24 protein-coding genes are annotated in these 23,870 nt (G+C 67.1%); 18 read left to right on the forward strand and 6 right to left on the reverse strand.

The annotated features are described in order from the left end of the window. Positions 1 to 92 precede the first annotated feature (92 nt). Positions 93 to 596 carry a hypothetical protein gene (locus tag ACIGJC_RS22240; RefSeq protein WP_483714508.1) on the reverse strand — a complete coding sequence of 168 codons (504 nt, stop codon included), beginning with the start codon at positions 594 to 596 and terminating at the stop codon, positions 93 to 95. A 121-nt stretch (positions 597 to 717) separates the two neighbouring features. Continuing rightward, complete coding sequence (locus ACIGJC_RS22245) at positions 718 to 1,602, reverse strand: LysR family transcriptional regulator (RefSeq protein WP_483714352.1); 885 nt, start codon at positions 1,600 to 1,602, stop codon at positions 718 to 720. A 135-nt stretch (positions 1,603 to 1,737) separates the two neighbouring features. Between ACIGJC_RS22245 and argC the strand changes: the two genes are divergently transcribed. The 7 genes from argC (at position 1,738) to ACIGJC_RS22280 (ending at position 11,217) form a co-directional block, all read left to right on the forward strand. Further along, a complete protein-coding gene (gene argC / locus ACIGJC_RS22250; protein ID WP_483714353.1) occupies positions 1,738 to 2,661 on the forward strand; it encodes an N-acetyl-gamma-glutamyl-phosphate reductase in 924 nt (307 codons plus the stop codon). A gap of 589 nt (positions 2,662 to 3,250) precedes the next feature. Next, complete coding sequence (locus tag ACIGJC_RS22255; RefSeq protein WP_483714354.1) at positions 3,251 to 4,429, forward strand: efflux RND transporter periplasmic adaptor subunit; 1,179 nt, start codon at positions 3,251 to 3,253, stop codon at positions 4,427 to 4,429. 27 nt (positions 4,430 to 4,456) lie between these two features. Further along, a complete protein-coding gene (locus tag ACIGJC_RS22260; protein ID WP_483714356.1) occupies positions 4,457 to 7,609 on the forward strand; it encodes an efflux RND transporter permease subunit in 3,153 nt (1,050 codons plus the stop codon). Then, complete coding sequence (adeC, locus tag ACIGJC_RS22265) at positions 7,606 to 9,075, forward strand: AdeC/AdeK/OprM family multidrug efflux complex outer membrane factor (RefSeq protein ID WP_483714357.1); 1,470 nt, start codon at positions 7,606 to 7,608, stop codon at positions 9,073 to 9,075. The genes ACIGJC_RS22260 and adeC overlap by 4 nt, the downstream gene beginning before the upstream one ends. A gap of 124 nt (positions 9,076 to 9,199) precedes the next feature. Continuing rightward, positions 9,200 to 9,541, forward strand: coding sequence for a cupin domain-containing protein (locus ACIGJC_RS22270; protein WP_483714358.1), 342 nt, complete (start codon positions 9,200 to 9,202; stop codon positions 9,539 to 9,541). Between the two features lie 311 nt (positions 9,542 to 9,852). Then, the gene (pgl, locus tag ACIGJC_RS22275) at positions 9,853 to 10,575 is read left to right on the forward strand and encodes a 6-phosphogluconolactonase (protein WP_483714359.1); all 723 of its coding nucleotides are present in this window, start codon (positions 9,853 to 9,855) and stop codon (positions 10,573 to 10,575) included. A gap of 120 nt (positions 10,576 to 10,695) precedes the next feature. After that, the gene (locus tag ACIGJC_RS22280) at positions 10,696 to 11,217 is read left to right on the forward strand and encodes a hypothetical protein (RefSeq protein WP_483711588.1); all 522 of its coding nucleotides are present in this window, start codon (positions 10,696 to 10,698) and stop codon (positions 11,215 to 11,217) included. A gap of 18 nt (positions 11,218 to 11,235) precedes the next feature. On the opposite strand, the gene ACIGJC_RS22285 is transcribed toward ACIGJC_RS22280, so the two are convergent. The 3 genes from ACIGJC_RS22285 to ACIGJC_RS22295 form a co-directional block, all read right to left on the reverse strand. Further along, a complete protein-coding gene (locus tag ACIGJC_RS22285; protein ID WP_483711589.1) occupies positions 11,236 to 12,012 on the reverse strand; it encodes a molybdopterin-dependent oxidoreductase in 777 nt (258 codons plus the stop codon). A gap of 19 nt (positions 12,013 to 12,031) precedes the next feature. After that, positions 12,032 to 12,658 carry a cytochrome b/b6 domain-containing protein gene (locus ACIGJC_RS22290; RefSeq protein ID WP_483711590.1) on the reverse strand — a complete coding sequence of 209 codons (627 nt, stop codon included), beginning with the start codon at positions 12,656 to 12,658 and terminating at the stop codon, positions 12,032 to 12,034. Positions 12,659 to 12,738: 80 nt separating this feature from the next. After that, positions 12,739 to 13,026 carry a pentapeptide MXKDX repeat protein gene (locus tag ACIGJC_RS22295; RefSeq protein ID WP_483711591.1) on the reverse strand — a complete coding sequence of 96 codons (288 nt, stop codon included), beginning with the start codon at positions 13,024 to 13,026 and terminating at the stop codon, positions 12,739 to 12,741. A 291-nt stretch (positions 13,027 to 13,317) separates the two neighbouring features. Here ACIGJC_RS22295 and ACIGJC_RS22300 point away from each other — a divergent pair, with 291 nt between their 5' ends. Both ACIGJC_RS22300 and ACIGJC_RS22305 read left to right on the forward strand, forming a co-directional pair. Next, positions 13,318 to 13,890 (forward strand): sigma-70 family RNA polymerase sigma factor, encoded by a 573-nt coding sequence (locus ACIGJC_RS22300; protein WP_483711592.1) that lies wholly within the window; start codon positions 13,318 to 13,320, stop codon positions 13,888 to 13,890. Continuing rightward, on the forward strand, positions 13,887 to 14,528 hold the full coding sequence (locus tag ACIGJC_RS22305) for a DUF1109 domain-containing protein (RefSeq protein ID WP_483711593.1): 642 nt from the start codon (positions 13,887 to 13,889) through the stop codon (positions 14,526 to 14,528). The genes ACIGJC_RS22300 and ACIGJC_RS22305 overlap by 4 nt, the downstream gene beginning before the upstream one ends. A gap of 70 nt (positions 14,529 to 14,598) precedes the next feature. Here ACIGJC_RS22305 and ACIGJC_RS22310 read toward each other — a convergent pair whose 3' ends face one another. Continuing rightward, the gene (locus ACIGJC_RS22310; protein ID WP_483711594.1) at positions 14,599 to 15,507 is read right to left on the reverse strand and encodes a LysR family transcriptional regulator; all 909 of its coding nucleotides are present in this window, start codon (positions 15,505 to 15,507) and stop codon (positions 14,599 to 14,601) included. A 180-nt stretch (positions 15,508 to 15,687) separates the two neighbouring features. On the opposite strand from ACIGJC_RS22310, the gene ACIGJC_RS22315 reads away from it, so the two are divergent. The 9 genes from ACIGJC_RS22315 to ACIGJC_RS22355 all read left to right on the forward strand — a co-directional run bounded on the left by ACIGJC_RS22315 (position 15,688) and on the right by ACIGJC_RS22355 (position 23,870). After that, a complete protein-coding gene (locus tag ACIGJC_RS22315) occupies positions 15,688 to 17,700 on the forward strand; it encodes an FUSC family protein (RefSeq protein WP_483711595.1) in 2,013 nt (670 codons plus the stop codon). Continuing rightward, the gene (locus ACIGJC_RS22320) at positions 17,690 to 17,899 is read left to right on the forward strand and encodes a DUF1656 domain-containing protein (RefSeq protein ID WP_483711596.1); all 210 of its coding nucleotides are present in this window, start codon (positions 17,690 to 17,692) and stop codon (positions 17,897 to 17,899) included. The genes ACIGJC_RS22315 and ACIGJC_RS22320 overlap by 11 nt, the downstream gene beginning before the upstream one ends. After that, on the forward strand, positions 17,896 to 18,780 hold the full coding sequence (locus ACIGJC_RS22325; RefSeq protein ID WP_483711597.1) for an efflux RND transporter periplasmic adaptor subunit: 885 nt from the start codon (positions 17,896 to 17,898) through the stop codon (positions 18,778 to 18,780). The genes ACIGJC_RS22320 and ACIGJC_RS22325 overlap by 4 nt, the downstream gene beginning before the upstream one ends. Next, the gene (locus ACIGJC_RS22330) at positions 18,777 to 20,240 is read left to right on the forward strand and encodes an efflux transporter outer membrane subunit (protein ID WP_483711598.1); all 1,464 of its coding nucleotides are present in this window, start codon (positions 18,777 to 18,779) and stop codon (positions 20,238 to 20,240) included. The genes ACIGJC_RS22325 and ACIGJC_RS22330 overlap by 4 nt, the downstream gene beginning before the upstream one ends. Before the next feature lie 263 nt (positions 20,241 to 20,503). Next, positions 20,504 to 21,703: an amine dehydrogenase large subunit gene (locus ACIGJC_RS22335; protein WP_483711599.1), complete on the forward strand. Its 1,200-nt coding sequence runs from the start codon at positions 20,504 to 20,506 to the stop codon at positions 21,701 to 21,703. Continuing rightward, positions 21,700 to 22,263: a MauE/DoxX family redox-associated membrane protein gene (locus ACIGJC_RS22340; RefSeq protein ID WP_483711600.1), complete on the forward strand. Its 564-nt coding sequence runs from the start codon at positions 21,700 to 21,702 to the stop codon at positions 22,261 to 22,263. Before ACIGJC_RS22335 ends, ACIGJC_RS22340 begins: the two co-directional genes overlap by 4 nt. A 32-nt stretch (positions 22,264 to 22,295) precedes the next feature. Further along, a complete protein-coding gene (gene mauD / locus ACIGJC_RS22345; RefSeq protein ID WP_483711601.1) occupies positions 22,296 to 22,883 on the forward strand; it encodes a methylamine dehydrogenase accessory protein MauD in 588 nt (195 codons plus the stop codon). Between the two features lie 19 nt (positions 22,884 to 22,902). Continuing rightward, positions 22,903 to 23,418 carry a methylamine dehydrogenase light chain gene (locus tag ACIGJC_RS22350; RefSeq protein ID WP_483711602.1) on the forward strand — a complete coding sequence of 172 codons (516 nt, stop codon included), beginning with the start codon at positions 22,903 to 22,905 and terminating at the stop codon, positions 23,416 to 23,418. After that, positions 23,415 to 23,870 carry a c-type cytochrome gene (locus ACIGJC_RS22355; protein ID WP_483711603.1) on the forward strand — a complete coding sequence of 152 codons (456 nt, stop codon included), beginning with the start codon at positions 23,415 to 23,417 and terminating at the stop codon, positions 23,868 to 23,870. The genes ACIGJC_RS22350 and ACIGJC_RS22355 overlap by 4 nt, the downstream gene beginning before the upstream one ends.

Below are 23,870 nucleotides of genomic sequence, written 5' to 3' on the forward strand. Positions count from 1 at the left end.
CCTGTTTGCTCCCCTCTCCCGCTTGCGGGAGAGGGGCTGGGGGTTAGGGCCGGCGCTGGGCAAGCACTGTAGCGCCACATTTCGTGGCCACCCTACTGCACCTTCTTATCCTCGCGTTTCGCCTCCGCCATGGCCTCCGGCTCCAGCTCCTCCGCGGACCGGTTCAGGTGAACGAACAGTCCCCAGGACGCAAGCAGCAAGGCGGTCGATGCAATCAGCCCAGCCGCATAGCGAAGCTGCGATGGATCGTGGTGCAGCGCCTTGAAGGTCGCCACCAGCCCTTCGATGGCAAGCGCGACGACGACAACCACCAGGAATCGCGACATGAAACGCCGTACCCGTGTCGGCGCGCTCACGTCGGCCTCCCGGATGACCTCTTCCTCAACGATGGTCTCGGCGATCTGCAATGCGACAACGGCGCCTGCCAGCAATCCCAGAGCTTCAATGACGGATAGCGCGCTTGCCTGGTCCCATTGACCGGCAAACACGGTCAATCCAATGCGAGCAGCAATCGCAATCAACATCAGCGCCGCGCACGTGAAGAGCACTGCCATCAGCCCATGGACGACCGTAAAGAAGCGCATAAGAGTCTTCATTTTTCTTGTTCCGGTGGCTTGCGGGCAACTGATCGATATCTGCAACGGCGCCTATCCCCGCTCATCACGATTCTCACCGTCGCTCCAGGCTTGATTCTGGCAGGAAATATGCCCCCGACGCCTACACCAATCGCAGATCCCGCAACATATCCAATACGTGCTGCGTAGCGCGCTCGACATACCCCGCGCGATGGGCAACACCGAGCCGACGCCACAACGCCGGGCGCAGCGGACGCATGACAATGCGCGGGTCGGGTAATGGGGCCGTCGCCTCATGCGGCAACAGCGAGGCGCCGTAACCGGCCGCGACCAGGCTCTTGATCGCGTCGTTGTAGTTGAGCTGGATACGCGGCGCTGGATGATACCCACCGGTCGCGAACCACTCCGCAGTCAGACGGGAAAGACGCGTGGTCGCATCATTGAGAATGAGCGGTTGAGCAGCGAGCCATTCAGGCGTGACGCGGGCCGGGCATCGCCAATGCGCCGGCACAAAGGCCATCACGGGGTCTCGCCGCCAAGGCTTGATCACGAGTCCTGCCACCGGCGGCTGAGGCAGTGCGACCAGCCCCACGTCCAGCGTCCCATCCGCCAGTCGGGACAACGTTTCCTGGGAGGTCAACACAGCAATCTGAATGTCGATAGCGGGATGGTGCTGGCGCAGCACCTCGAGCGCTTGCGGCAACAGGTGCGCAATCGCGCCAGTCGACGCACCGATCCGCACGCGCCCCTCGAGTCCCTGCACCTGGCGTTGAATATCGTCCAACGCCTGCTCCGCATCGGCCAGCAGTCGACGCGCGCGCTCCACCAGCACCTCTCCTATTGCCGACGGCCTGACCTGCCCGCGCTTGCGCGACAGGAGCGGAGCACCAATGCGGTCTTCAAGATCGGCGATATGGAGGCTCACCGTTGGCGGGGCCAGATGCAACGCACGCGCCGCCTCGGCAAATGAGCCCCGGTCCGCAATCGCGACCAGGGTACGCAAGCGGTCCAGGCTGATCTCTCGCATAGGGGCGTCCTGATTCAGAAAAGCTGAATGTAGAGGTCATGAAATTCAACTTTATCTATTGTAGCCTGCCATCCAATATAGGACTCGTTCTTCGCTCTGCTTCCTGCAACCCAACATCATCGGAGTCTTTCACGCATGAGCTCTCCCGTTGTTTTCATCGACGGCGACCAAGGCACCACCGGGCTGCTGATCCACGAACGGCTGCGTAAGCGGACCGACATCAGGCTGGTGACGCTGGCTGCCGCGGAGCGCAAAGATCTGCGGCGTCGCACGGAAGCCCTCAACGCCTGCGACATCGCCATCCTCTGCCTGCCGGATGCGGCCGCGCGGGAGGCTGTGGCCGCTATTGTCAATCCTGCGGTGCGCGTCATCGACGCAAGCTCCGCCCACCGTACGCATCCGGACTGGACTTACGGATTTCCGGAGATGACGCCGGAGCAGGCCGAGCGCATTGCGAACGCACGTCGGGTCACCAACCCCGGCTGCTATCCGACCGGTGCGATTGGCCTGCTGCGCCCGCTGGTGCAGGCTGGGCTCATACCGGGCGATTACCCCATCAGCATTCATGCGGTATCCGGCTACTCGGGACGCGGACGAGCCGGCGTGGAGGAATATGAGGGGCCCGGGGCCGCTGACGCGCCTTCATACCAGGTCTATGGCCTGGAACTCGCGCACAAGCACACGCCGGAAATCCGGCAGCACGCCGGGCTTGGGCAGCCTCCCATTTTCGTCCCGGCATACGGCGCGTTCCGCCAGGGCATCGTGCTGACGGTCCCGCTGGCGTTGCGGCTGCTGGCACCTGGCGTGAATGGCGCCACGTTGCACGCCTGCCTCGCGCAGCACTATGCCGGAGCGGACCACGTGCACGTCTCGTCGCTGCCGGAATCATGCGCCATGAAGCATCTGGATCCGCAACTGCTGAACGGGACGGACGAGATGCGCCTGAGCGTTTTTTCTGGCAGCGAGCACGGCCACATCCTTCTGTCCGCGGTGTTCGACAATCTTGGAAAGGGCGCGTCGGGCGCCGCGATTCAGAACCTGAACCTGATGCTCGCGTAGCAATCAGTCCGGCCGAACCAGGGAATCAGGTCCTCTACCTCCCCCTCGAACGTTGGCGACGACAAAGAAAAAGCCCGAGCAGAGCACGGGCATAAGGGCTTGATGCCTTGAGTGGAGTCTCTCAGTGCCGGATGCCCACGAGTCGCCGTGCGCAAAGACACCCCCCGGACGGGTGATACCTCGATACCAGATCGCAGCGCTCCGGGAAAAAAACAAGCATAAAAGTGCGCCATACGCAGCGCTTCCCGGGGCTGATGCCGGGTACGCGTCCCATTGGGGCGTTGGCCGGCCGAACCTCGGCTGCGTCGGGGCAATCTCGGGCGGGGGCAGCGTTTCCGCGCAACACCTCCGTGGCCATGCCCTAAAAATTCCTTGAAAGAATCTGAAATATGGAAAGCCGATAATCGGCCGGAACGTTTCCGCAAGTCGGGATAGACTTCTCGGCTACGCAGGGCCGCGGCGGGGCCTGCTGTATCCGGATGGCCTTCCCGGCCGGTTCCGGAAACGGTCCCGCGCATGACGCTCGCCCCCTGCCCGGCTCCGGCACGCCGACACCATGACTCGCAGGATTTTTTCGCAGGAAATCGCAATGCAACGATCACGCGGCTGCCAGGCCTGGGTTCCGGTTACGCTGGCCATCGCCCTTTCGACGCTCGCCGGATGCGGGGGCAAGAAGGAGGCCGCTGCCCCACCCCCGCCGCAAGTCAGCGTGGTCACCCTCAAGACCGAACCAGTTACGCTGGACACGCAGTTGCCGGGCCGTACCTCGGCCTTCCGCATTGCCGAAGTCCGGCCACAGGTGGATGGCATCATCCTGCGCCGGCTGTTCAAGGAAGGCAGTGACGTGACTCAGGGCCAGCAGCTCTACCAGATCGACCCTTCCACCTACGACGCGACCTACAAGAGCGCCAAGGCCTCGCTGGAATCGGCGAAGCTGCTGGCCGAGCGCTACGGGCGCCTGGTGGGCGACGAGGCCGTCAGCAAGCAGCAGTATGACGAGGCCAGGGCCGCCTGGCTGCAGGCGCAGGCGACCGTGGACCGCGCCCAGATCAACCTGCGCTATACCAGGGTGCTGGCGCCGATTTCGGGGCGCATCGGACGCTCCAACGTGACCGAAGGCGCGCTGGTGACCAATGGCCAGGCGGGGGCCCTGTCGGTGGTGCAGCAGATCGACCCGATCTACGTCGACGTGACCCAGCCCTCGGCATCGCTCCTGCGCCTGCGGCGCGAGCTCGCCAACGGCACTCTGCAAAGCGCCGGCGCCAACGCGGCGCAGGTCAACCTGGTGCTGGAGGACGGCACCAAATATCCGGAAGTCGGCCGGCTGGAGTTCTCGGAGGTCGCGGTTGACCAGGGCACGGGCTCGGTCACGCTGCGCGCCGTGTTCCCGAATCCGCGCCATGAACTGCTGCCTGGCATGTTCGTCCACGCGCGCCTGCGCGACGGCGTGAAGGCCGATGGCCTGCTCGTGCCGCAACAAGGCGTGACGCGCGACATGAAGGGCCAGGCCACGGCGCTGGTGGTCAACGCCAAGGACGAGGTGGAGCTGCGCCAGATCCGCACCGACCGTGTGATCGGCGACAAATGGCTGGTCGCGGATGGTCTCAAGGCCGGCGACCGCGTCATCGTCGAGGGCCTGCAGTTCGTCAAGCCCGGCGCGAAGGTCCGCGTGGTCCAGGCCGGCGGCGGGCCAGGCAACCCGCCCGCCGCTGCGTCGGCTGCGTCGCCTGGCTCCGGCTCATCCGCTGCGGTCGCGGCCAAGCCCTGAGGGCACCACCAGGGCGAGGGAGCATTCATGTCCAATTTCTTTATCGATCGGCCCATCTTCGCGTGGGTGATCGCGCTGGTCATCATGCTGGCCGGCGTGCTGTCGATCCGCTCGCTGCCGATCAGCCAGTATCCGGCAATTGCGCCGCCGACCATCGCCATCTCGGTCAACTACCCGGGCGCCTCGGCCGAAACCGTGCAGGACACGGTGGTGCAGGTGATCGAGCAGCAGCTCAACGGCCTGGACCGCCTGCGCTACATCTCGTCGGAAAGCAACGCCGACGGCAGCATGACCATCACGGTCACGTTCGAGCAAGGCACCAACCCCGATATCGCCCAGGTGCAGGTGCAGAACAAGCTTGCGCTCGCGCAGCCGCTGCTGCCGCAGGAAGTGCAGCAGCAAGGCATCCGCGTGACGAAGTCGGTGCGCAACTTCCTGCTGATCGTCGGCCTGATCTCCACCGATCCCAAGATCACGCGGGAAGACTTGTCGAACTACATCGTCTCGAATATCCAGGACCCGCTGTCGCGCACCTATGGCGTCGGCGACTTCCAGGTGTTCGGCTCGCAGTACGCCATGCGGGTCTGGATCGACCCGGCCCGGCTCAACAGCTACCAGCTCACGCCACTGGACGTGAGCAACGCCATCAAGGCGCAGAATGTCCAGGTCGCCTCGGGCCAGCTTGGCGGCCTGCCCGCGGTCAAGGGCCAGCAGCTCAACGCCAGCGTGATCGGCAAGACGCGCCTGCAGACCAGCGAGCAGTTCGGCAACATCCTGCTCAAGGTCAATCCGGACGGCTCGCAGGTGCGCCTGAAGGATGTGGCCGATGTCGGCCTGGGCGGCCAGGACTACAACATCAACGCGCAGTACAACGGCCAGCCGGCCTCGGGCATTGCCGTGCGGCTGGCCGCCGGCGCCAACGCGCTTGAGACGGTACGCGCCATCCGCAAGACGCTCGACGGCCTGGAGCCATTCTTCCCCGCCGGCATGAAGGTGGTCTACCCCTACGACACCTCGCCGGTGATTTCCGGCTCGATCAAGGAGGTGGTGAAGACGCTGATGGAAGCGATCGCGCTGGTGTTCCTGGTGATGTACCTGTTCCTGCAGAACGTCCGTGCCACGCTGATCCCGACCATCGCCGTGCCGGTGGTGCTGCTGGGCACGTTCGGCGTACTGGCCGCGTTCGGGTACACCATCAACACCTTGACGATGTTCGGCATGGTGCTGGCGATCGGCCTGCTGGTGGACGACGCGATCGTGGTCGTGGAAAACGTCGAGCGGGTGATGGCCGAGGACGGCCTGCCACCCAGGGAGGCGGCGCGGCGGTCCATGGGACAGATCCAGGGCGCGCTGGTCGGCATTGCCATGGTGCTGTCGGCGGTGTTCCTGCCGATGGCGTTCTTCGGCGGCTCGACCGGCGTGATCTACCGGCAGTTCTCCATCACCATCGTCTCGTCCATGGTGCTGTCGGTGCTGGTCGCGCTGGTGCTGACGCCGGCGCTGTGCGCCACCATGCTGCAGCCGATCGAGAAAGGCGACCATGGCGAGAACAAGGGCGGTTTCTATGGCTGGTTCAACCGCAAGTTCATCGCGACCACGCAAGGGTATGAGCGCGGGGTATCGGCCATCCTGAAGCGCCGCCTGCCGTTCGTGCTGATCTACCTGGCGATCCTCGCGGCAATGGCCTTCCTCTTCACGCGCATTCCCACGTCGTTCCTGCCCGATGAAGACCAGGGCGTGCTTTACGCGCAGGTGCAGACGCCGCCGGGGGCCACTGCCGAACGCACGCAGAAGGTACTCAACGAAATGCGCGACTACCTGCTCAAGGACGAAGGCGGCGTGGTGGACTCGCTCTTCACCGTGAGCGGCTTCAACTTCGCGGGCCGCGGCCAGAACTCCGGCCTTGCCTTCATCCTGCTCAAGCCGTGGGAGGAGCGCAGTGGCGACCACACCAGCGTCTTCGACCTGGCGGCGCGGGCGCAGCGCAAGTTCGCAACTTTCCGCGACTCCATGTCGTTCGCGTTCGCCCCGCCGGCCGTGCAGGAGCTGGGCAATGCCACCGGCTTCGACCTGTACCTGCAGGACCAGGCCGGCCTGGGCCACCAGGCCCTGATGAACGCGCGCGACAAGTTCCTCGGGCTGGCCGCGAAAGACCCGATGCTGCAGCGCGTGCGTCCCAACGGCCTCAATGACCAGCCGCAGTACCAGCTCGTCATCGACGATGAAAAGGCGCGCGCGCTGGGGCTCTCGCTGGCCGACATCAACAGCACGGTGACGATCGCCTGGGGCTCCAGCTATGTGAACGACTTTATCGACCGCGGCCGGGTCAAGCGCGTCTACGTGCAGGGTCGTCCGGATTCGCGCATGAACCCCGACGATGTCGACAAATGGTTCGTGCGCAACGACAAGGGCGAGATGGTGCCGTTCTCCGCGTTTGCCGAAGGCAAGTGGGATTACGGGTCGCCGAAGCTGCAGCGCTATAACGGCGTGCCGGCGGTGGAAGTGCTGGGCGAGCCGGCCGCTGGCCGAAGCTCGGGCGAGGCGATGAAGGCGATCGAGGAAATCATGAAGCAGATGCCACCGGGCGTGGGCTACGCCTGGACCGGGCTGTCCTATGAAGAACGGCTGTCGGGCTCGCAGGCACCGGCGCTCTATGGGTTGTCGCTGCTGGTGGTGTTCCTGTGTCTCGCGGCCTTGTATGAAAGCTGGACGATCCCGTTCTCGGTGATGCTGGTGGTGCCGCTCGGCGTGATCGGCGCGCTGCTCGCCACCATGGGCCGCGGCTTGTCCAACGACGTGTTCTTCCAGGTCGGCCTGCTGACCACCATCGGCCTGTCGGCCAAGAACGCCATCCTGATCGTGGAGTTCGCCAAGAGCCTGCACGAGCACGGCAAGAGCCTGGTGGATGCCGCGATCGAAGCCTGCCGCATGCGTTTGCGCCCGATCGTGATGACCTCGCTGGCCTTCATGCTCGGCGTGTTCCCGCTGGCGGTCTCGACCGGGGCCGGCGCGGGCAGCCAGCACGCCATCGGCACCGGCGTGATCGGCGGCATGATTACCGCCACGGTGCTCGCGATCTTCTGGGTGCCGTTGTTCTTTGTGCTGGTCAATGCGCTGGTCGAACGCAAGCGCAAGCCGACCCGGCCCGATGGCCCGGCGGAGAAAGGCGCGCTGCCATGAACAAGACCCTGACCTGCGCTGCTGCAGCCGCCCTGCTGGCCGGCTGCAGCCTGATCCCCGCCTACCATCAACCGGACCTGCCGGTCGCGCAAACGTATCCGCAAGGCATGGCCTATCCGGCGGCTGACGCCACGGCGCAGGCGCAGCAGGTGCGCGCCGTGGATCTCGGCTGGCACGACTTCTTTGCCGATGCGCGGCTGCGCCGCCTGATCGAGGTCGCGCTGGAGAACAACCGCGACCTGCGCGTGGCCGCGCTGAACGTGGAAGCGTACCGCGCGCAATACCGGATCGAACGCGCCGACCTGTTCCCCGCCATCGGCGTCGCCGCGCAGGAAACGCGCCAGCGCATTCCCGCCGACCTGTCCACCACCGGCCGGCGCGTGATCACGAGCCAGTACGGGATATCGCTGGGCACGACCGCATGGGAACTCGACCTGTTCGGCCGCATCCGCAGCCTCAGCGAAGCGGCGCTGGAACAGTACTTCGCCAGCGACGAGACGCGCCGCAGCGCGCAGATCGCGCTGGTGGCCAGCGTGGCCAATGCCTACCTGGCGCAGCGCGCCGACGAGGCGCTGCTGGCGCTGACGCGCGATACCCTGGCCAACTATGAGCGCAGCTATGGCCTGACGCGGCGCAGCTACGAGGAAGGCATTGCCTCGCGCCTGGACCTGCGGCAGTCCCAGACCGCCGTAGAGAATGCGCGTGCGAGCCTGGCGCGCTACACCCGGCTGGTGGCGCAGGACGAGAATGCCATCGTGCTGCTGCTGGGCACCGGCATGCCGGCGGACCTGCCGCCGCCGCTTGGTCTGCAGGAGAAGCTCACGGCCGATGTCCCCCCCGGGTTGCCGTCCGACCTGCTCCAGAACCGGCCCGACGTGCTCGCTGCCGAGCACCGCCTGCGCTCGGCCAACGCCAATATCGGCGCGGCGCGCGCGGCGTTCTTCCCGCGCATTGCGCTGACGGCTTCGGCCGGCACCGCGAGCAACCAGCTGTCGGGCCTGTTCGCGGGCGGCTCGGGCACCTGGCTGTTCCAGCCACAGATCAGCCTGCCGCTGTTCACGGCGGGCAGCCTCAAGGCCAGCCTGGACTACGCCAGCATCCAGAAGGACATCAACATCGCACAGTACGAACGCACCGTGCAGACGGCCTTCCGCGAGGTTGCAGACGGCCTGGCCGCGCGCGGCACGTACATGAGCCAGCTGGAAGCGCAGGTGCGCTTTGTCGAAGCGGCGCAGGACGCCTACAACCTCGCCGACCGCCGCTATCGCACCGGCGTGGACAGCTACCTGGCGGTGCTTGACGCCCAGCGCTCGCTCTACAACGCGCAGCAGTTGCTGATCGTCGCGCGGCAGGAGCAGCTGACCGGCGAGGTCAACCTGTACAAGGCTCTCGGGGGTGGCTGGCATGACGAGACCCGCAGCACAGCCGACGCGGCGCCACCTGCCGCGCCGGGGCCGTCGTCCTGAACGCCGCTGGCCGGCCCACGCAATGTTGGCGGGCCGGCGTTGCCCAAAGCTGGCGGCGCGACGCGGGCTCCTACAATGACCTGAGGCCTTTCACAAACGCCACACCGCCACGAGGAGCCCCGCCATGTCCCTGCCCCACCTGTCTTCCGGTGAAGTCGCCAGCGTGCTGCCGCTGGGCAAGCAGCTCGCGCAGACGCCAAGCGCCGCGCTGTTCAAGGAACCGCAGCTGGAAGTGATGCGCATGGTGCTGCCGGCGGGCAAGCATGTCGGCACGCATGCGGTCGCCGGACCGTCGACCATCCAGTGCCTGGAAGGCGAAGCGGAAATCGGCATCGACGGCAGCCAGCGCCGGCTGCATCCGGGCGACTTGCTGTACCTTGGCGCTTCGGCCGCCCACGATGTCACGGCGATCACCAATACGTCCTTGCTCGTCACCGTTGTGCTGGTTGGCCGCGGCGCTTCCTGAGCCGCTTTCTCGCGCCGCAGCAGTGGGCCGGGCGGGCATCGGTGCGGCCTTCATACGCGCTACGCGTCGCAATTTTGTGCATTTTTGCGCATAATTGAGCGCGAATCGGCTGCAATGAGCGTCGTGCGCGCCATGTCGGCGCACGCTTCATTGTGCGCCGCACCGTTTGGCACATAGAATCGAATCCACCACCAAGCGTTGAACCCGGCAGCCAGCCGATCCGGACCAAGGCGCGACCCGGCCATTGCGCCGGTACAGCTGCATGACAGCGCTGTCCGGCCGCCAGCGGCCATGGCAGGTTGGGTCCCGCCATGCTCGCCACCAACAGGGAGGAAGCCATGCGCCAGATCGAATTGAACGATGCCTGCGCCCATGCCGATGCCATGGCGCGAGCCGTGGCGTGCGAGCTGGAGCGCACGCTGGCCAGCCAGGAACAGGCTTGCCTGGCCATCGCGGGCGACCGCCTGCCGCTGCCGCTGTTCAAGGCGCTGCAGCAACGGGCGCTGCCGTGGGATCGCATCAGCGTGATGCTCGTCGACGAGCGCATGGTGCCCCTTGACCACGACGACAGCAATGCGCGCCTGGTCTGCGACGCGCTGTTGCGGGAAGACGCGTCGCGCGCCTCCTTCCATCCGCCGGTGCCGTCGTTCTGCATGGAAATCGACGACATCGATCCGTCAGCCGTGGTTTCCGAGCTGAACCGCAATTACCGCCAGCCCGATGTGGTCGTCCTTGCCATGGGCGACGACGGGCACACGGCTTCGCTGTTCGCGGATGCCCCGGAACTGCCTGTTGGCCTGTCGCTGACCGAGCCGGCGGGATATCTGGCGCTGAACCCGCGCGCCGCGCCGCACCGCCGCGTCAGCCTGAACCTGAGCGCCCTGCTGGGCGCACGCCGCGTCTTGCTGAGCTTCAGTGGCCCGTGGAAGAAGCAGGTATTCGATGCCGCCACCATGGAGCCCACGCCGATGCTGCCGGTCAGCTACCTGCTCCACCAGGACAGCACGCCGGTGGATGTCTACTGGACGCAATAGCCCGGCCGCTGTGCCGGCGAAGGCTGTTGCGGCGTAGGACAGAGCCTGACAACAATTGGCTACGGCGCGCGCTACAGTGGCATCGCCCGTTCCGGGATGCTTCCGAATGCATTGCGCCCCATGCCCTTCCCTGGTCACCCAGTCGTCAAGCCGCTGGCCATCAGCCTGCTGGCCCTCTTTATCGGCGCAGCATCTTCACCTGGCATGGCCGCCCCGCCGCTGTCCGGATTGGCCAGCCTGCTGCTGGGCACCGTACGCGGCAAGCCAAGCGGCATGTCGGGCGTGACCCGGCTGACCGCCCGCGACGCCGAGCGGCAACTCGGCATGGCCTGCGCGGAACTGGCACGGATGGCACCGATGGTGCTCGACGATTCCACGCGCCTGGCCGGCTGCACCGTGCGGGCCGGCAAGGTCGTCGAGTTTCACCTGCAAGTGACGGGGGTGGATCCGCGGCGCGAGGACACCCGGAACTTCATGGTCTCGGCCAGGCCCATCCTTGAACGCGGCATCTGCCGGAACCCGGATGTGCCGGTCCTCGGCAAGCTTGGCGTGACGCTGGACTACCGCTACATGGCGGGCCAGGAGCCGCTGGTGACCCTGCACGTCCCGCCTGGCCGGTGTACGGAAGGCGTCGGCCCCTGAAGGCCTCCAGGCGCTTTTTCAGGATCCGCCGAACCAGTTGTAGCCCTGGTCCTCCCAGTAGCCGCCGGGGTAGGTGTTGGTGACGAACAGTTCCATGATGTGCTTGGGATTCTTGTAGCCGAGCTTGGTCGGCATCCGAAGCTTCATCGGATAGCCATATTTGGGCGGCAGGCGTTCGCCGTCATACGTAAACGTCAGCAAGGTCTGCGGATGCAGCGCCGTCGCCATGTCGATGCTCTCGTAATAGTCGTCCGCACACCGGAACGCCACATACTTCGCGGTGGTATCGGCGCCGATCCGCTTCAGGAAACCGGCAAAAGGCGTGCCGCCCCACCGTCCGATGGCACTCCAGCCTTCCACGCAGATGTGCCGCGTGATCTGCTCGGCCAGGGGAAGCGCGTAGAGTTCCGTCAGGGTCCAGCTCTTCTTTTCCCGCACCAGCCCGCCGACCTTGAGCCGGAAGTCGTCGCCGTTGACCACGGTGACCTCATCGATGCCGTAGAACGCGTTGAACGGAAACGGGCGTGTGATCTGCGCTTTGGTATAGGTCGGCGCGAGGCGGTTCGGGTCGAACAGCCAGGCCTGCACCTTGTCGTTGATGCGCGACACACGGGAGAGGAAGGTCTCCACGGAGGCATCGTCGCTCAGGCTGCAGCCGGTGAGCATGGCCAGGCCGCCCAGCGTGAGCACGCGCTTGCCGAACAGCCGGCGCGACGGCGCGTCGAGCTCCCGACGCACATCGATGATCAGCGACGCGCGGTCGACGGCCGTTCGTCGGGAAGGTCTCGGATTCACGATTCAGGCTCCGGTTATGTCAGCGTCCGCGAATCATTGTCAGCAGGCTGCGCGGCACGAGCGCCACCATCACGATATGCACGACGATAAAGGCGGCAAGCAACGACATGGCGCAGAAATGGACCACGCGCGCGAAGTCGTAGCCGCCCATCAGTTCGCGCAGCAGCGGGAATTGCACGGGCTTCCAGATAGCGATGCCGGATAGCACCAGTACCAGCAGCACGATCATCACCAGCAGGTAGGCGAGTTTCTGCACGGCGTTGTAGTGGCTCAGGTCCGCGTGAGAAAGACGTCCCCGCAGCGCGGCAACCAGATCGTCGCGCACGGCGCGCGGGCTCAGCGGAAAGAACTTGCGGGCAAACCGACCCGTGGCGACGTTCATCGCCAGGTAGAACAGCCCATTGAAAAACAGCAGCCACATGGCCGCGAAATGCCAGAGCAGCGCGCCACCCAGCCATCCGCCCAGCGTGATGTCGGCCGGGAAGCGAAACCCGGCGAACACGGGTGAAGCGTTGTAGATGCGCCAGCCCGAAAGCATCATCACCACGGCGGCCAGCGCGTTGAGCCAGTGCGAGAGTCGCAGCCACCCGGGCTGGATCCTGCGCGGGGCCGCGCGGGCATCGACAACGTCATGCGAGAGTTCCATGTCGGCCTCCTCAGGAATCCTGCCACCGTGCACGACAAGTTGCCGCGCACGGCGCCTGGCCAAGCTTGCCCGGTCCAGTGCTATTTGTTCATGCCGCCGGACATGGCATCGCCTTCCTTGCCCATCTTGTCGTGCGACTTCGATTTGCCCGTCTTGTCCTTGTGCATGCCGTCCTTGGACATGCTGTCCTTCGACATGGCGTCCTTGGACATGCTGTCCTTCGACATGGCGTCCTTGGACATCGTGTCCTTCGACATGCTGTCCTTCGACATCGAATCCTTGGCCATCGACCCGCCGGTCTGGGCGTACGCGGTGGTGCCGCCAATCAGGAACGCTGCGGAAACCACGGCGATAGCGATCTTGTTCATCTTGACTCCTCGTTGCCTAGCGTTGGACCGGGGCGTCCCGGTGGATGGAACATCGCGCCACGCCGTGTCGGCGGGTGCCAGATTCACACGGTATGTGTGCGTCTGATGGGAAATTCGCGGCAGGAGCGGGTCCGGTTACAGCGGTTGGAGATTTTTTGGTTCTTGGGCGTGCGGCCAGTGCCGCCACTGCGCGGAACCACCCCATCGTCCGTGCGCCTTGCAACACGCATAACCGCCACCGCGGCGTAGAATTCGCGCCATCCATGTGGCCAGGTGTAACCAAAGCGATCGATGGAGCGAACTGTCGAACAGGATGCGCTGAAAAGGCGGGAGGCTCGCCTGCTCGATCTGTTTACGGGCGGCTTGGCCGGCGACCAGATGGCGTACGCGCAATGTCTTACCGAACTGGCCACCATGCTGCGGGGCTACTTCCGCAACCGGCTCCCGCAGCAAGCGGGCGACGTCGAGGACCTGACGCAGGAAGTCCTGCTGGCCGTGCATAACGCGCGCCATACCTACCTGCCGGGACAACCGCTCACGGCGTGGGTGCATGCCATCGCCCGGTACAAGCTCGCGGACCATTTTCGCGCGTATGCGCGACACGATGCACTGAGCGATCCGCTGGATTCGGCGCAGGACGTGCTGGCAGCGCCTGACCTGGAGCCCGCACAGGCGAAGCGGGACCTGAGCCTGCTGCTCGAGCAGCTACCGGATCGTCAGCGCCTGCCGATCGTGCACGTCAAGCTGGAGGGATTGTCCGTCAGCGAGACCGCGAAGATGACCGGGATGTCGGAATCAGCGGTGAAGGTAGGCGTGCATCGCGGGCTGAAGGCGCTCGCGGCGAAGATTCGAGGAACGCGATGAAGACAGACGACTTGATTGCGATGCTGGCCACGGGCGTCGCCCCCGTGGACCGCCACGCGGTCGGACGACGCTTTGGCCTGGCCATGGCGGCGGGCGCGGCATTGGCGACCGTGCTGGTGGCCACCACGTTGCATTTTCGCGCCGACCTGGCAGAGGTTGCCGCCACCCCGCTGTTCTGGGCCAAGGTGACGCTGCCGCTCTCGCTGGCATTGGGCGCCTTGTGGATGGCGACGCGGCTGGCGCGTCCCGGCATGGCAACCGGCGCCTGCTGGCCGGGCGTTACCGTGCCCTTCGCCGCCGTCTGGCTGGCAGCACTCTATGTGCTGGCCCGGACACCGGCCGGCGAACGCGCCGCGGCGGTGCTTGGAGAAACCTGGCGCGTCTGCCCGTTCAATATCGCCATGCTGTCCGTGCCGGTATTCATTGCCGTGTTCTGGGCCTTGCGCGGACTGGCGCCGACGCGGTTGCGGCTGGCAGGTGCCGCGGGCGGCCTGCTGTCAGGGGCGATAGCGACGCTGGCTTACTGCCTGCACTGCCCGGAGATGGGCGTGGCGTTCTGGGGCGTTTGGTACGTCCTTGGCATGCTGGTGCCTGCCGCAACCGGTGCACTGCTGGCGCCGCGCCTGCTCCGGTGGTGAGCCTCCGTCCTGCATGACTCGCGAGACAGACCGCGGCACTGGCACCGTCCAGACACGCAAGCGGAGATGCTCAGTACGACACCCCGTTTCCGCCCAGCACCTCCTTGCACACCGCCAGCCAGGCCCTGGCGGCATGCGACAGATACCGCCCCGGCAGCCATGCATGCGCCAGCGCCCAGTCCATATCCGGCTCGGTCAGCCGCGCCACGGCCAGGTTGTCGCGGTCCTGCAGCCGGGCCAGGAACGGCTCCGGCAGGAACGTAGTCCCCAGGCCCGCCGCCGCCATCGAAGCCAGGAAATCCCAGTGGCCGCTCTGCGCCACCACGCGCGGCTCGATGCGTGCCTCCAGGAACGCCTGCCGCAACTTGTGCGTCAGCGAAAATTCCTCGGTCAGCAACACCAGCGGCTCGTCACTCAGCGCCGCCAGGCTCACTGTCTTCCCGCGCGCCCACGGCGCCTTGCGCGGCCCCACCGCCCAGATCGGGTACTTGGCGAACGTCTGCGTGGCCAGTTCCAGCCCACTGTCCACCGGTAGCACCGTGGCGCCCACTTCCAGCGCCCCGCTGGCCACCATCTGTTCCACCAGATGGCCGCCATGCTCGGCCAGGCTCAGCTCCAGGTTCGGATAGCGCTTGCGGAAGGCGCTAACCGCCGGCGAGAAGAACAGGTTGACCATCGGTGGGATGCCCACGGTCAACTGGCCACGGCCCAGCGAAGACAGATCCGCTACCTCCAGTGTCAACCGGTGCACGACACCGAGCGCCTCCTGGCCACGGTCGTATACCACGCGGCCCACATCGGTCAGCCGCACCGTCTTGCCTTCCCGGATCAGCAAGGGCTGCCCGACTTCGTCTTCGAGCTGCCGCACCATCTTGCTGATGGTCGACTGCGTCACGAACAGCGAGGTCGCCGCTTGCGTGAAGCTCCTCAGGCGCGCGGTTTCCACAAAGTAGCGCAGGGCACGGATATCGATGGGCATGGCGAATTCGGCACTTCCATGAAAATATGGAATGACGTCTGGAATTTTAAATCATGATTGGAATGCGCGCCATTTGACTACACTTCGCTTCCACGCTTCGCTTGTGCCTGCAGCCGGCAACCAGACCGGCCAGGCGGCACGCGATGCGCCCCCAAAACTCGAACTGTGCGATTCCCACCCATGGCTATGCGGCCAATTGCCCGACAGTGGCTGTTCTCGCTGAAGGCATTCCTGGCCGCCATGCTCGCGCTCTATATCGCGCTGGCCCTAGGCCTGCCGCGGCCCTACTGGGCCATGGCGACGGTGTATTTCGTCTCGCATCCGCTGACCGGCGCGACGCGTTCCAAGGCCGCCTACCGCGTGGCGGGGACGGTGCTGGGCGCGGCGGCGGCCGTGGCCACCGTGCCGCTGCTGGTCAATATGCCGATCGTGCTGATGGCCGCCATCTCGCTGTGGATCGTCGCGCTGGTCTACCTGTCCACGCTGCAGCGCTCGCCGCGCGCCTATGTGTTCCTGCTGGCGGCCTATACGCTGCCGATCGTGGCGCTGCCGGCGGTGGACCAGCCCGCGCAGATCTTCGATGTCGCCGTGGCGCGCATCGAAGAGATCGTGATCGGTATTGTGTGCGCGGGGCTGGTCGGGTCGATCCTCCTGCCCGCCAAGGTGGCGCCGGCCCTGCGCGCCCGTGCGGCGAGCTGGCTGGCCGACGCCGCCGCGTGGGCGGACGACATCCTGTGCGCGAACCCGCGCGCCGATGCCGGCCGCCACCGGCTCGCGGCCGACATCCTGGCGCTGGACCAGTTGATCGCGCAGCTTTCCTACGACACCGAGAGCGCCGCGTCGCTGCGCCATGCCCGTGCGCTGCGCACGCGCATGACCGCGCTGATGCCGCTGCTGTCCGCACTGTCGGCGGTGCTGCAAGCGCTGCGCAGGCATCCGGCCGGCGTACCGGACTCGCTCTCGCGCGTACTGGCCGGGCTGTCGCAGTGGCTGCGCTCGGGGATGACGGGGCCTGCACCGCAGGTCGACCGAACCGAACTGGCTGATGCCGCCACGGATGGCTGGCATGGACGCCTGCTTACGGCGGCAAACAGCCAGCTCGCCCGGCTGGCCGCGCTATGCAGCGACTGCGCAGCGTTGCAGCACGGTATCGGCGACCGGCCCGACCGGCCGTTCCCGACGCTCAGCGCGATGGCGGCCGCCGACGCCGTGCCAGCCAGGAACACCCACCATCATGACCACGGCATGCTGTTGTTCGGTGCCGTCTCCACGGGCCTGGCCGTGTTCTGTGCCGGGTTGCTCTGGATCCTTTCCGGATGGACCGACGGCGCTGGCGCGGTCGCGGTGGCGTCCATTGCCTGCTGCTTTTTCGCCACCATCGACGAGCCGCGGCCGGTGGCGCGCTCCTTCCTGCGCTGGAGCGCCGTCTGCCTGGTGGTGGCCTCGTTCTACCTGTTCCTGGTGGTGCCGCACGCGCAGAGCTTCGAGACGCTGGCGGGGATGCTGGCCGTGCCTTACCTCGGCATCGGTATGTTGATCGCCCGTCCGGGCTTCAACCTGATCGCGATGCTGCTGTCGGTGAACACCGCTTCGTTCGCCAATATCCAGAGCGTCTACGACGCCAATTTCCTCGGTACCTTCAACGGCAGCCTGGCCAATGCCGCGGCCATGCTGTTCGCGCCGCTGTGGGCCCTGGCGACGCGTCCGTTCGGCGCCAGCGTGGCCGCGCACCGGCTGATCCGCGCCAGCTGGCAGGACCTGGCCGGCGCCGCCGCCTGGCCCGGCGCGGACCATGACGCCAAGCTTGGCGCGCGCATGCTGGACCGCCTCGGCCAACTGGTCCCGCGGCTCGGCGCCAGCCGCGCGGGCCCCGATGGCTTCAGCGAGCTGCACGTGGGCTTTTGCGCGCTGGCGCTGCGGCGCGGGCTGCCGTCCATGCCGTCGGCCGCGCGACGTCCGGTGCGGCGCGTGCTGGCACTGGTGGCGCGCCACTACCGCGCGCGCCTTCGCCACGCGGACGCCGTAGCGACGTCCGCCGCGCTGCCGGGCAGCATCGATGCGGCCATGGCCCAGGTCGGCGCGCTGCCCGGCAATCATGACGACGCCATTGCCGCGCTGGTGGTCCTGCGCGTCACGCTGCATGAGCCCGCCATCCCCGCCACGACCGCTTCAGGAGTCGGCGTTGAACACTGAGATCGACCTGTACGGCGTATTCGTGCCGGCCCTGCTGGTGGTGATGCTCGCCGCCTTCGCGCTCACGACCTGCGTGCGGCTGCTGCTGGCGCGCGTGGGCTTCTACCGGCACGTGTGGCATCGCTCCCTCTTCAATCTCTGCCTCTATGTGATCGTCCTGGGCGGCGTGGTCGCCCTCGGTCTCAAGCTGCCGACATGACACCAAGAACTCGCTCCCTCCTCAAGCTGCTGCCCACGCTGGTGGCCGTCGTAGCCGCTGTCCTGGTGCTGCGGCACCTGTGGGACTACTACACGGCCGCACCCTGGACGCGCGATGGCCACGTGCGCGCCGATATCGTCCAGATCGCCCCCGATGTCTCGGGACTGGTGACGCGCGTGCTGGTACGCGACAACCAGCCGGTGCGGCGCGGCGACGTGCTGTTCGAGATCGACCGCGACCGCTACGCGCTGGCGCTGCAGCAGGCCACGGCCAATGCCGCCGCCCTGCGCGCGACGCTGGCGCAGGCGCGCCGCGAATCCGCGCGCAACCGGTCGCTCGATGGCCTGGTCGCCGGCGAAGTCGCCGAGCAGGGCCGCGCCCGCGTCGAGCAGGCCGAAGCCGCGCTCGCCCAGGCCGACGCCACCGTGCGCCTGGCCCGCCTGAACCTGGAGCGCACCCGCGTGCTGAGCCCCGCCGACGGCTACCTCAATGACCGCCTGCCGCGTCTGGGCGACTATGTCTCGACCGGACGGCCGGTCTTGTCCATGGTCGATGCGGCGTCGTTCCATGTTGAAGGCTATTTCGAGGAAACCAAGCTGCACCGCATCCGCATCGGCAGCCCGGTGGATGTGCACATCATGGGCGAGCCGCGCCACCTGCGCGGGCATGTGCAGAGCATTGCTGCCGGTATCGAGGACCGCGACCGCAGTGCCGGTTCGAACCTGCTGCCCAACGTGAACCCGACATTCAACTGGGTCAGGCTGGCGCAGCGCGTGCCGGTGCGCATCACGCTGGAGGCGGTCCCCGCCGACGTGCGCCTGGTGTCGGGACGCACGGCCACAGTGTCCGTGCAGCAACCGTCCGTGGAGCGCCGGCCGTGAAGACCTGGCATTGCGCCTGGCTGGCGCCGCTGGTCCCGCTGCTGTTCGCCTGCACCACGGTCGGACCCGACTACCACGTCCCCGACCATGCTGTGGTCCGCACGGCCGACGCCAACGGTCCCCTGACGGGCGGATCCAGCCCGTCAGTATCGGTCGGCCCCGTTCCCGACGCGTGGTGGCAGCTCTACGACGACCCGCGCCTCGACCGCCTGGTGCGCGAAGCGCTGGCGGCCAATACCGACCTCCGCGTGGCGTCGGCCAACCTGCGCCGGGCCACGGCCGCGTTCCATGAGGTCGAGGCCGAGAACCTGCCGCAGGGCGGCATCGGCGCGAGCATGGCGCGCGCCCAGCTCTCGGGGGAGAGTTATCTGCAGACCACCAAGCCGCCGGTCTTCAATCTGGGCGATATCGGCCCGGGCGTGTCCTACCTGATCGATTTCTTCGGCAAGCTCGCGCGGGCCGACGAAGCCGCGCATGCGAACGTGCAGGCCAGCGAGGCGGCCCTGGACCTGGCCCGCGTCGGCGTGGTCGCGCAGACGGTCCGGGCGTACGTGCAGGGTTGCGCGGCCAGCCACGAACTGGAAGTTGCACGCGAGCAGATCGCGCTGCAGGCGCGCGCGGCCGACGCCACGCGAAGGCTGGCGGCCGCCGGCCGGGCCGAGCCCACCGACGCTATCCGCGCCCGGGCACGCGCCGATGCGTTGCGCGCAGCCCTGCCCCCGCTGGAGGCCGCTCGCGAAGCAGCCAGGTTCAAGCTGGCGCTGGTGCTCGGCAAGGCGCCGGCGGCGCTGGCGCCACAGGACATCGCATGCCATGAGGAACCGGTACTGAAGCAGCCGCTGCCAGTAGGCGACGGCGCCGCGCTGCTCAAGCGCCGGCCCGACATCCGCCAGGCCGAACGCGAACTGGCCGCCGCCACGGCAAGGATCGGCGTAGCCACGGCCGACCTGTATCCGAGCATCCGGATCGGGGCGTCGGCTGGCCTGACCGGGCTGCTGAGCGACCTCGGCAGCGGGCCTACGGCACGCTGGAGCCTGGGTCCGATGCTGAGCTGGAATTTCCCGACCAATGGCGTGCGGCCGCGCATTGCGCGCATGGAAGCCGGCGCGGATGCGGCGCTGGCGCACTTTGATGGCGTGGTGCTGCGGGCCCTGCAGGAGACGGAAACCGCGCTCAGCGCCTACACGCGCGCGCTGGAGCGCCAGCAGGCGCTGCGCCTTGCGCGCGACCTGGCTGCGGATGCGGCGCGCCAGGAACGGCGGCGCCATGAGGCTGGCCGTACCCCTTATCTGGCACGGCTGGATGCGGAACGGACGCTGGCCGATGCCGAGGCCGCCATGGCGGAATCGGACAGCGTAGTGGCCATGCGGCAAATCGATCTGTTCCTGGCGCTTGGCGGGGGGTGGCAGCATGCAAGTCTTCCCGATCCGCATGCCGTCAGCGGGGCAGCGCCGGGCTGACGCCTCGCACCCGTTGCCAAAAACGGATAGTCCGCCAGACGCCGCCATGCCTGCGCACGGTGCAGCAATGCCCTCAGTCACTCCTCCAGCCCTGCCTGAAGGCGAATCCTGCGCCTTTCCGGCGCATGGAACCCCTTTCCGCGGCGCCACTCCCACGGCCCGCCTCAGTAATTCCCCCGGTATGCCGATTGCCGATCCCGGCTAACGCCTGACCGGCCGCCGTTCATAGACTGGCTCCATTCCAGCCCAGACAGGAGCCAGTCGTGATTGACGCCAGCAGCACGCCAGCGCGTGCGCCGCGGGAAGCCGGGCGCAAGGCCCGGTGCCTGATTCCCCTCTTGCTTGCCGCGACGCTTGGCGCCGGCGCCGCGGTGGCCGAAGACCTCCCGCCCGAGACCCTGACGGTGGCGCCGCTGCCGCCCGCCGACGAGAACCGGCTGTATATCTCCGACGTGGCCTTCCGCCATATGGTGGACGGCCGGCTGCATGTGGTCGATGGCAGCAAGATGAAGTACCTCGGCCTGCTGCCCACTGGCTTCGGCGGCCAGTCCGTGCTGTCGCCCGACAAGCGCTCCCTCTACGTCGTCTCGACCTACTACCCGCGCCTGACGCGCGGCGAGCGCACCGATGTCGTCAGCATCTATGACGCCGACACGCTCGCCTACCGCAGCGAGATCGTCATTCCGCCGCGCCATGCGCAGTCGCTGAACTACCGCGGCATTATCACGGTGTCGGCCGACGGGCACTTCCTGTACGTGCAGAATGCCACGCCGGCCACTTCGGTCAGCATCGTCGACCTGCGGGCGGGCAAGTTCGTCGCGGAAACGCAGACGCCGGGCTGCTGGGGCATCTTCGCCACGGCGGCATCGAGCCAGCGCTTCCGCACGCTGTGCAGCGACGGCGGCATGCTGACCGTCTCGCACGACGCGCAAGGCCAGCCCACCGGCCAGAAGCGCAGCGCACGCATGTTCGATCCCGATGCCGACCCGGTCTTCCTGCATGCCGAACGCATCGGCGACACGCTGTACTTCGTCTCCTTCAACGGCAACGTCTACACGGCCGACCTGTCGGGCGAGGCACCCGCCTTCGGCAAGCCTTGGCCAATCGTGTCCGACGCCGATGCCAAGGGTGGCTGGAAGCCGGGCGGTTACCAGCTCTTCACCCTGCACGCGGCCACGCAGCGGCTCTATGTCGGCATGCACCCACGCAGCCGCGAAGGCTCGCACAAGAGTCCGGCGACCGAGATCTGGACCATCGACCTGGCCCGGCAGAAACGCGTGGCGCGTGCGCCGGGGCAGAACGCGCTGGCCATGACCATCACGCAAGGCAGCCAGCCGGTCGTCTACGCGCTCGATGCCGCCAAGGCCGGCGTGGTCGCGCTGGATCCCGCGCGCAACCTGAAGCCCGTGGCGCGCATGGACAACGTGAGCGAGAACTCGGTGCAACTGGAGGCGCACCAATGACCGCCCAGGACCTGATCGGCGACCCGGTCGTCACCGCGGCCTGCAGCGCGGCCGCCGCGCTCGTGCTGCTGCTTTCGGTGGTGCCCAAGCTGCGCGAGCCGGACCGCTTCCATGCCGCGGTCGATGCATACCGCCTTGTGCCGGCCGCATGGTCGCGCGCGGTGGCATTCGCCTATCTCGGCCTCGAAGCCATAGCCGTGCTGCTGCTGGCGCTGATGCCGCTGCAGGCAGCTTCGGCACTGGTCGCCATGGCAGTGTCCGGCGTGGCAACCGGCGCCGTGGTCATCAACCTGCTGCGCGGCCGGCGCGATATCCGCTGTGGCTGCGGCGGCACGGACGACAACATGCCGCTGTCCGGCGGCTTGCTGTGGCGCAACGCCGCGCTGCTGGCGGTACTGGTCATCGCCGCTGCGTCGGCAAGCGCCGGCAACGGCCGCTCCATGGCTGCGCTCGACTTCGCCGCCGCTGGCTTTATCGCGCTGGCGCTGCTGCTCATGTGGCTCGGCGCCACGCAACTCCTGGTCAACGCCGGCCGCGCCCGTGGTGCGGTGCGCACCTGATTCTTTTCCCCTTCATTCTTCGTGAGACTGTCATGACTGCACTTGTCATTGCCAATATCGTGCTGTGGATCGCCGTGCTGGCGCTGCTGTTCGGGCTCTACGCGCTCGCGCGCCAGGTCGGCATCCTGTATGAACGCGTGGCCCCGATGGGCGCGCTGATGATCGACGCCGGTCCCCGCGTGGGCCAGCCGCTGTCGCCGTTTGCCTTGCAGGACGTGCGCGGCACGGCCGTCACCGTGGGCGGCACGCAGCCGGCCAGCACGCTGCTGTTCTTCCTGTCGCCGACCTGCCCCGTCTGCAAGAAGCTGGTTCCCGTCCTGAAGTCGATCCGCGCCAGCGAAGGCAGGTGGCTGCGCGTGGTGCTGGCATCCGACGGCGAGCAGCCCGAGCACCTGGCCTTCCTGCGCCAGGCCGGACTGGGCGAATTCGACTACGTGCTGTCGCGCGAGCTGGGCATGCACCTGCAGATCGGCAAGCTGCCCTATGCGGTGCTGCTGGACCAGCAGGGAACGCTGCGCGCCAAGGGGCTGGTCAATTCCCGCGAACAGCTCGAAAGCCTGTTCACGGCCATGGACATGAACGTGGCGTCCGTCCAGCAGTTCCTGGAAACGCATGCCTGAGCGGCAAGGAGACACGACGATGTGGTTTGACAAGCTTTTCGAACGCCAGACCCGCCGGGCCGCGCAGCGCACCGGGCGCCGCAGCGTGCTGGCCACGCTCGGCAAGGCCATGGTGGGCACGGTGGCACTGCCGGTACTGCCGTTCGACCGCAGCGCCCATGCCGCCGCGGCGCATGGCGCCAGGACTGGCAAGGCCGCGGACGAGACCTCCTGTGATTACTGGAAGTACTGCGCCGTGGATGGCTTCCTGTGCTCGTGCTGCGGCGGCAGTTCGACCACGTGTCCGCCGGGCACCGAGCCGTCACGCGTGTCATGGGTCGGCACCTGCCGCAACCCGGCCGACGGCAAGGACTACATGGTCAGCTACAACGACTGCTGCGGCAAAACCACGTGTGGCCGCTGCGAGTGCAACACCAACGAACGCGAACGCCCTGGCTACAAGCTCGGCGTGCACAACGACGTCAACTGGTGCATGAGCAACGCCAGCACCATGTTCCATTGCACCACCTCGATCATCCTTGGAGTTCAGGAATGAAGTCCCCATTGCATCGCCTGTGCGTGGCCTTCGCGCTTGCCGGCGCGGCGGCCACCGCAAGCGCCGCGGATCTGGCGGCGCAGGGCAAGGACGTGTTTGCCGCCAACTGCGCCGCCTGCCACAACAACGATGCCAGCGGCATCCCGGGCGTGGCGCCGCCGCTGGCCAACGCGCTGCGCGAGCGCCTTGGCTCGCCTGCGGGCCAGGCTTACCTGGCGAACGTGCTGGTGCATGGCATGGCCGGCCCGATCGAATCGCAGGGCCAGTCGTTCAACGGCGTCATGCCGTCGTTCGGCACGTTGCCCGATGATTCGCTTGCCGCCGTGCTCGCCTGGCTCGGCACGCAGAACGGCCTGGCCGCGGCCACCGTGGGCGCCGACGCGTTCACCCAGGCGCGCACGGCCCGCAAGACACCGGGCGCCGTGCGCAAGCTGCGCGACGCGGCGCACTGA

This window comes from Cupriavidus sp. C3SS-1 (assembly GCF_057073755.1).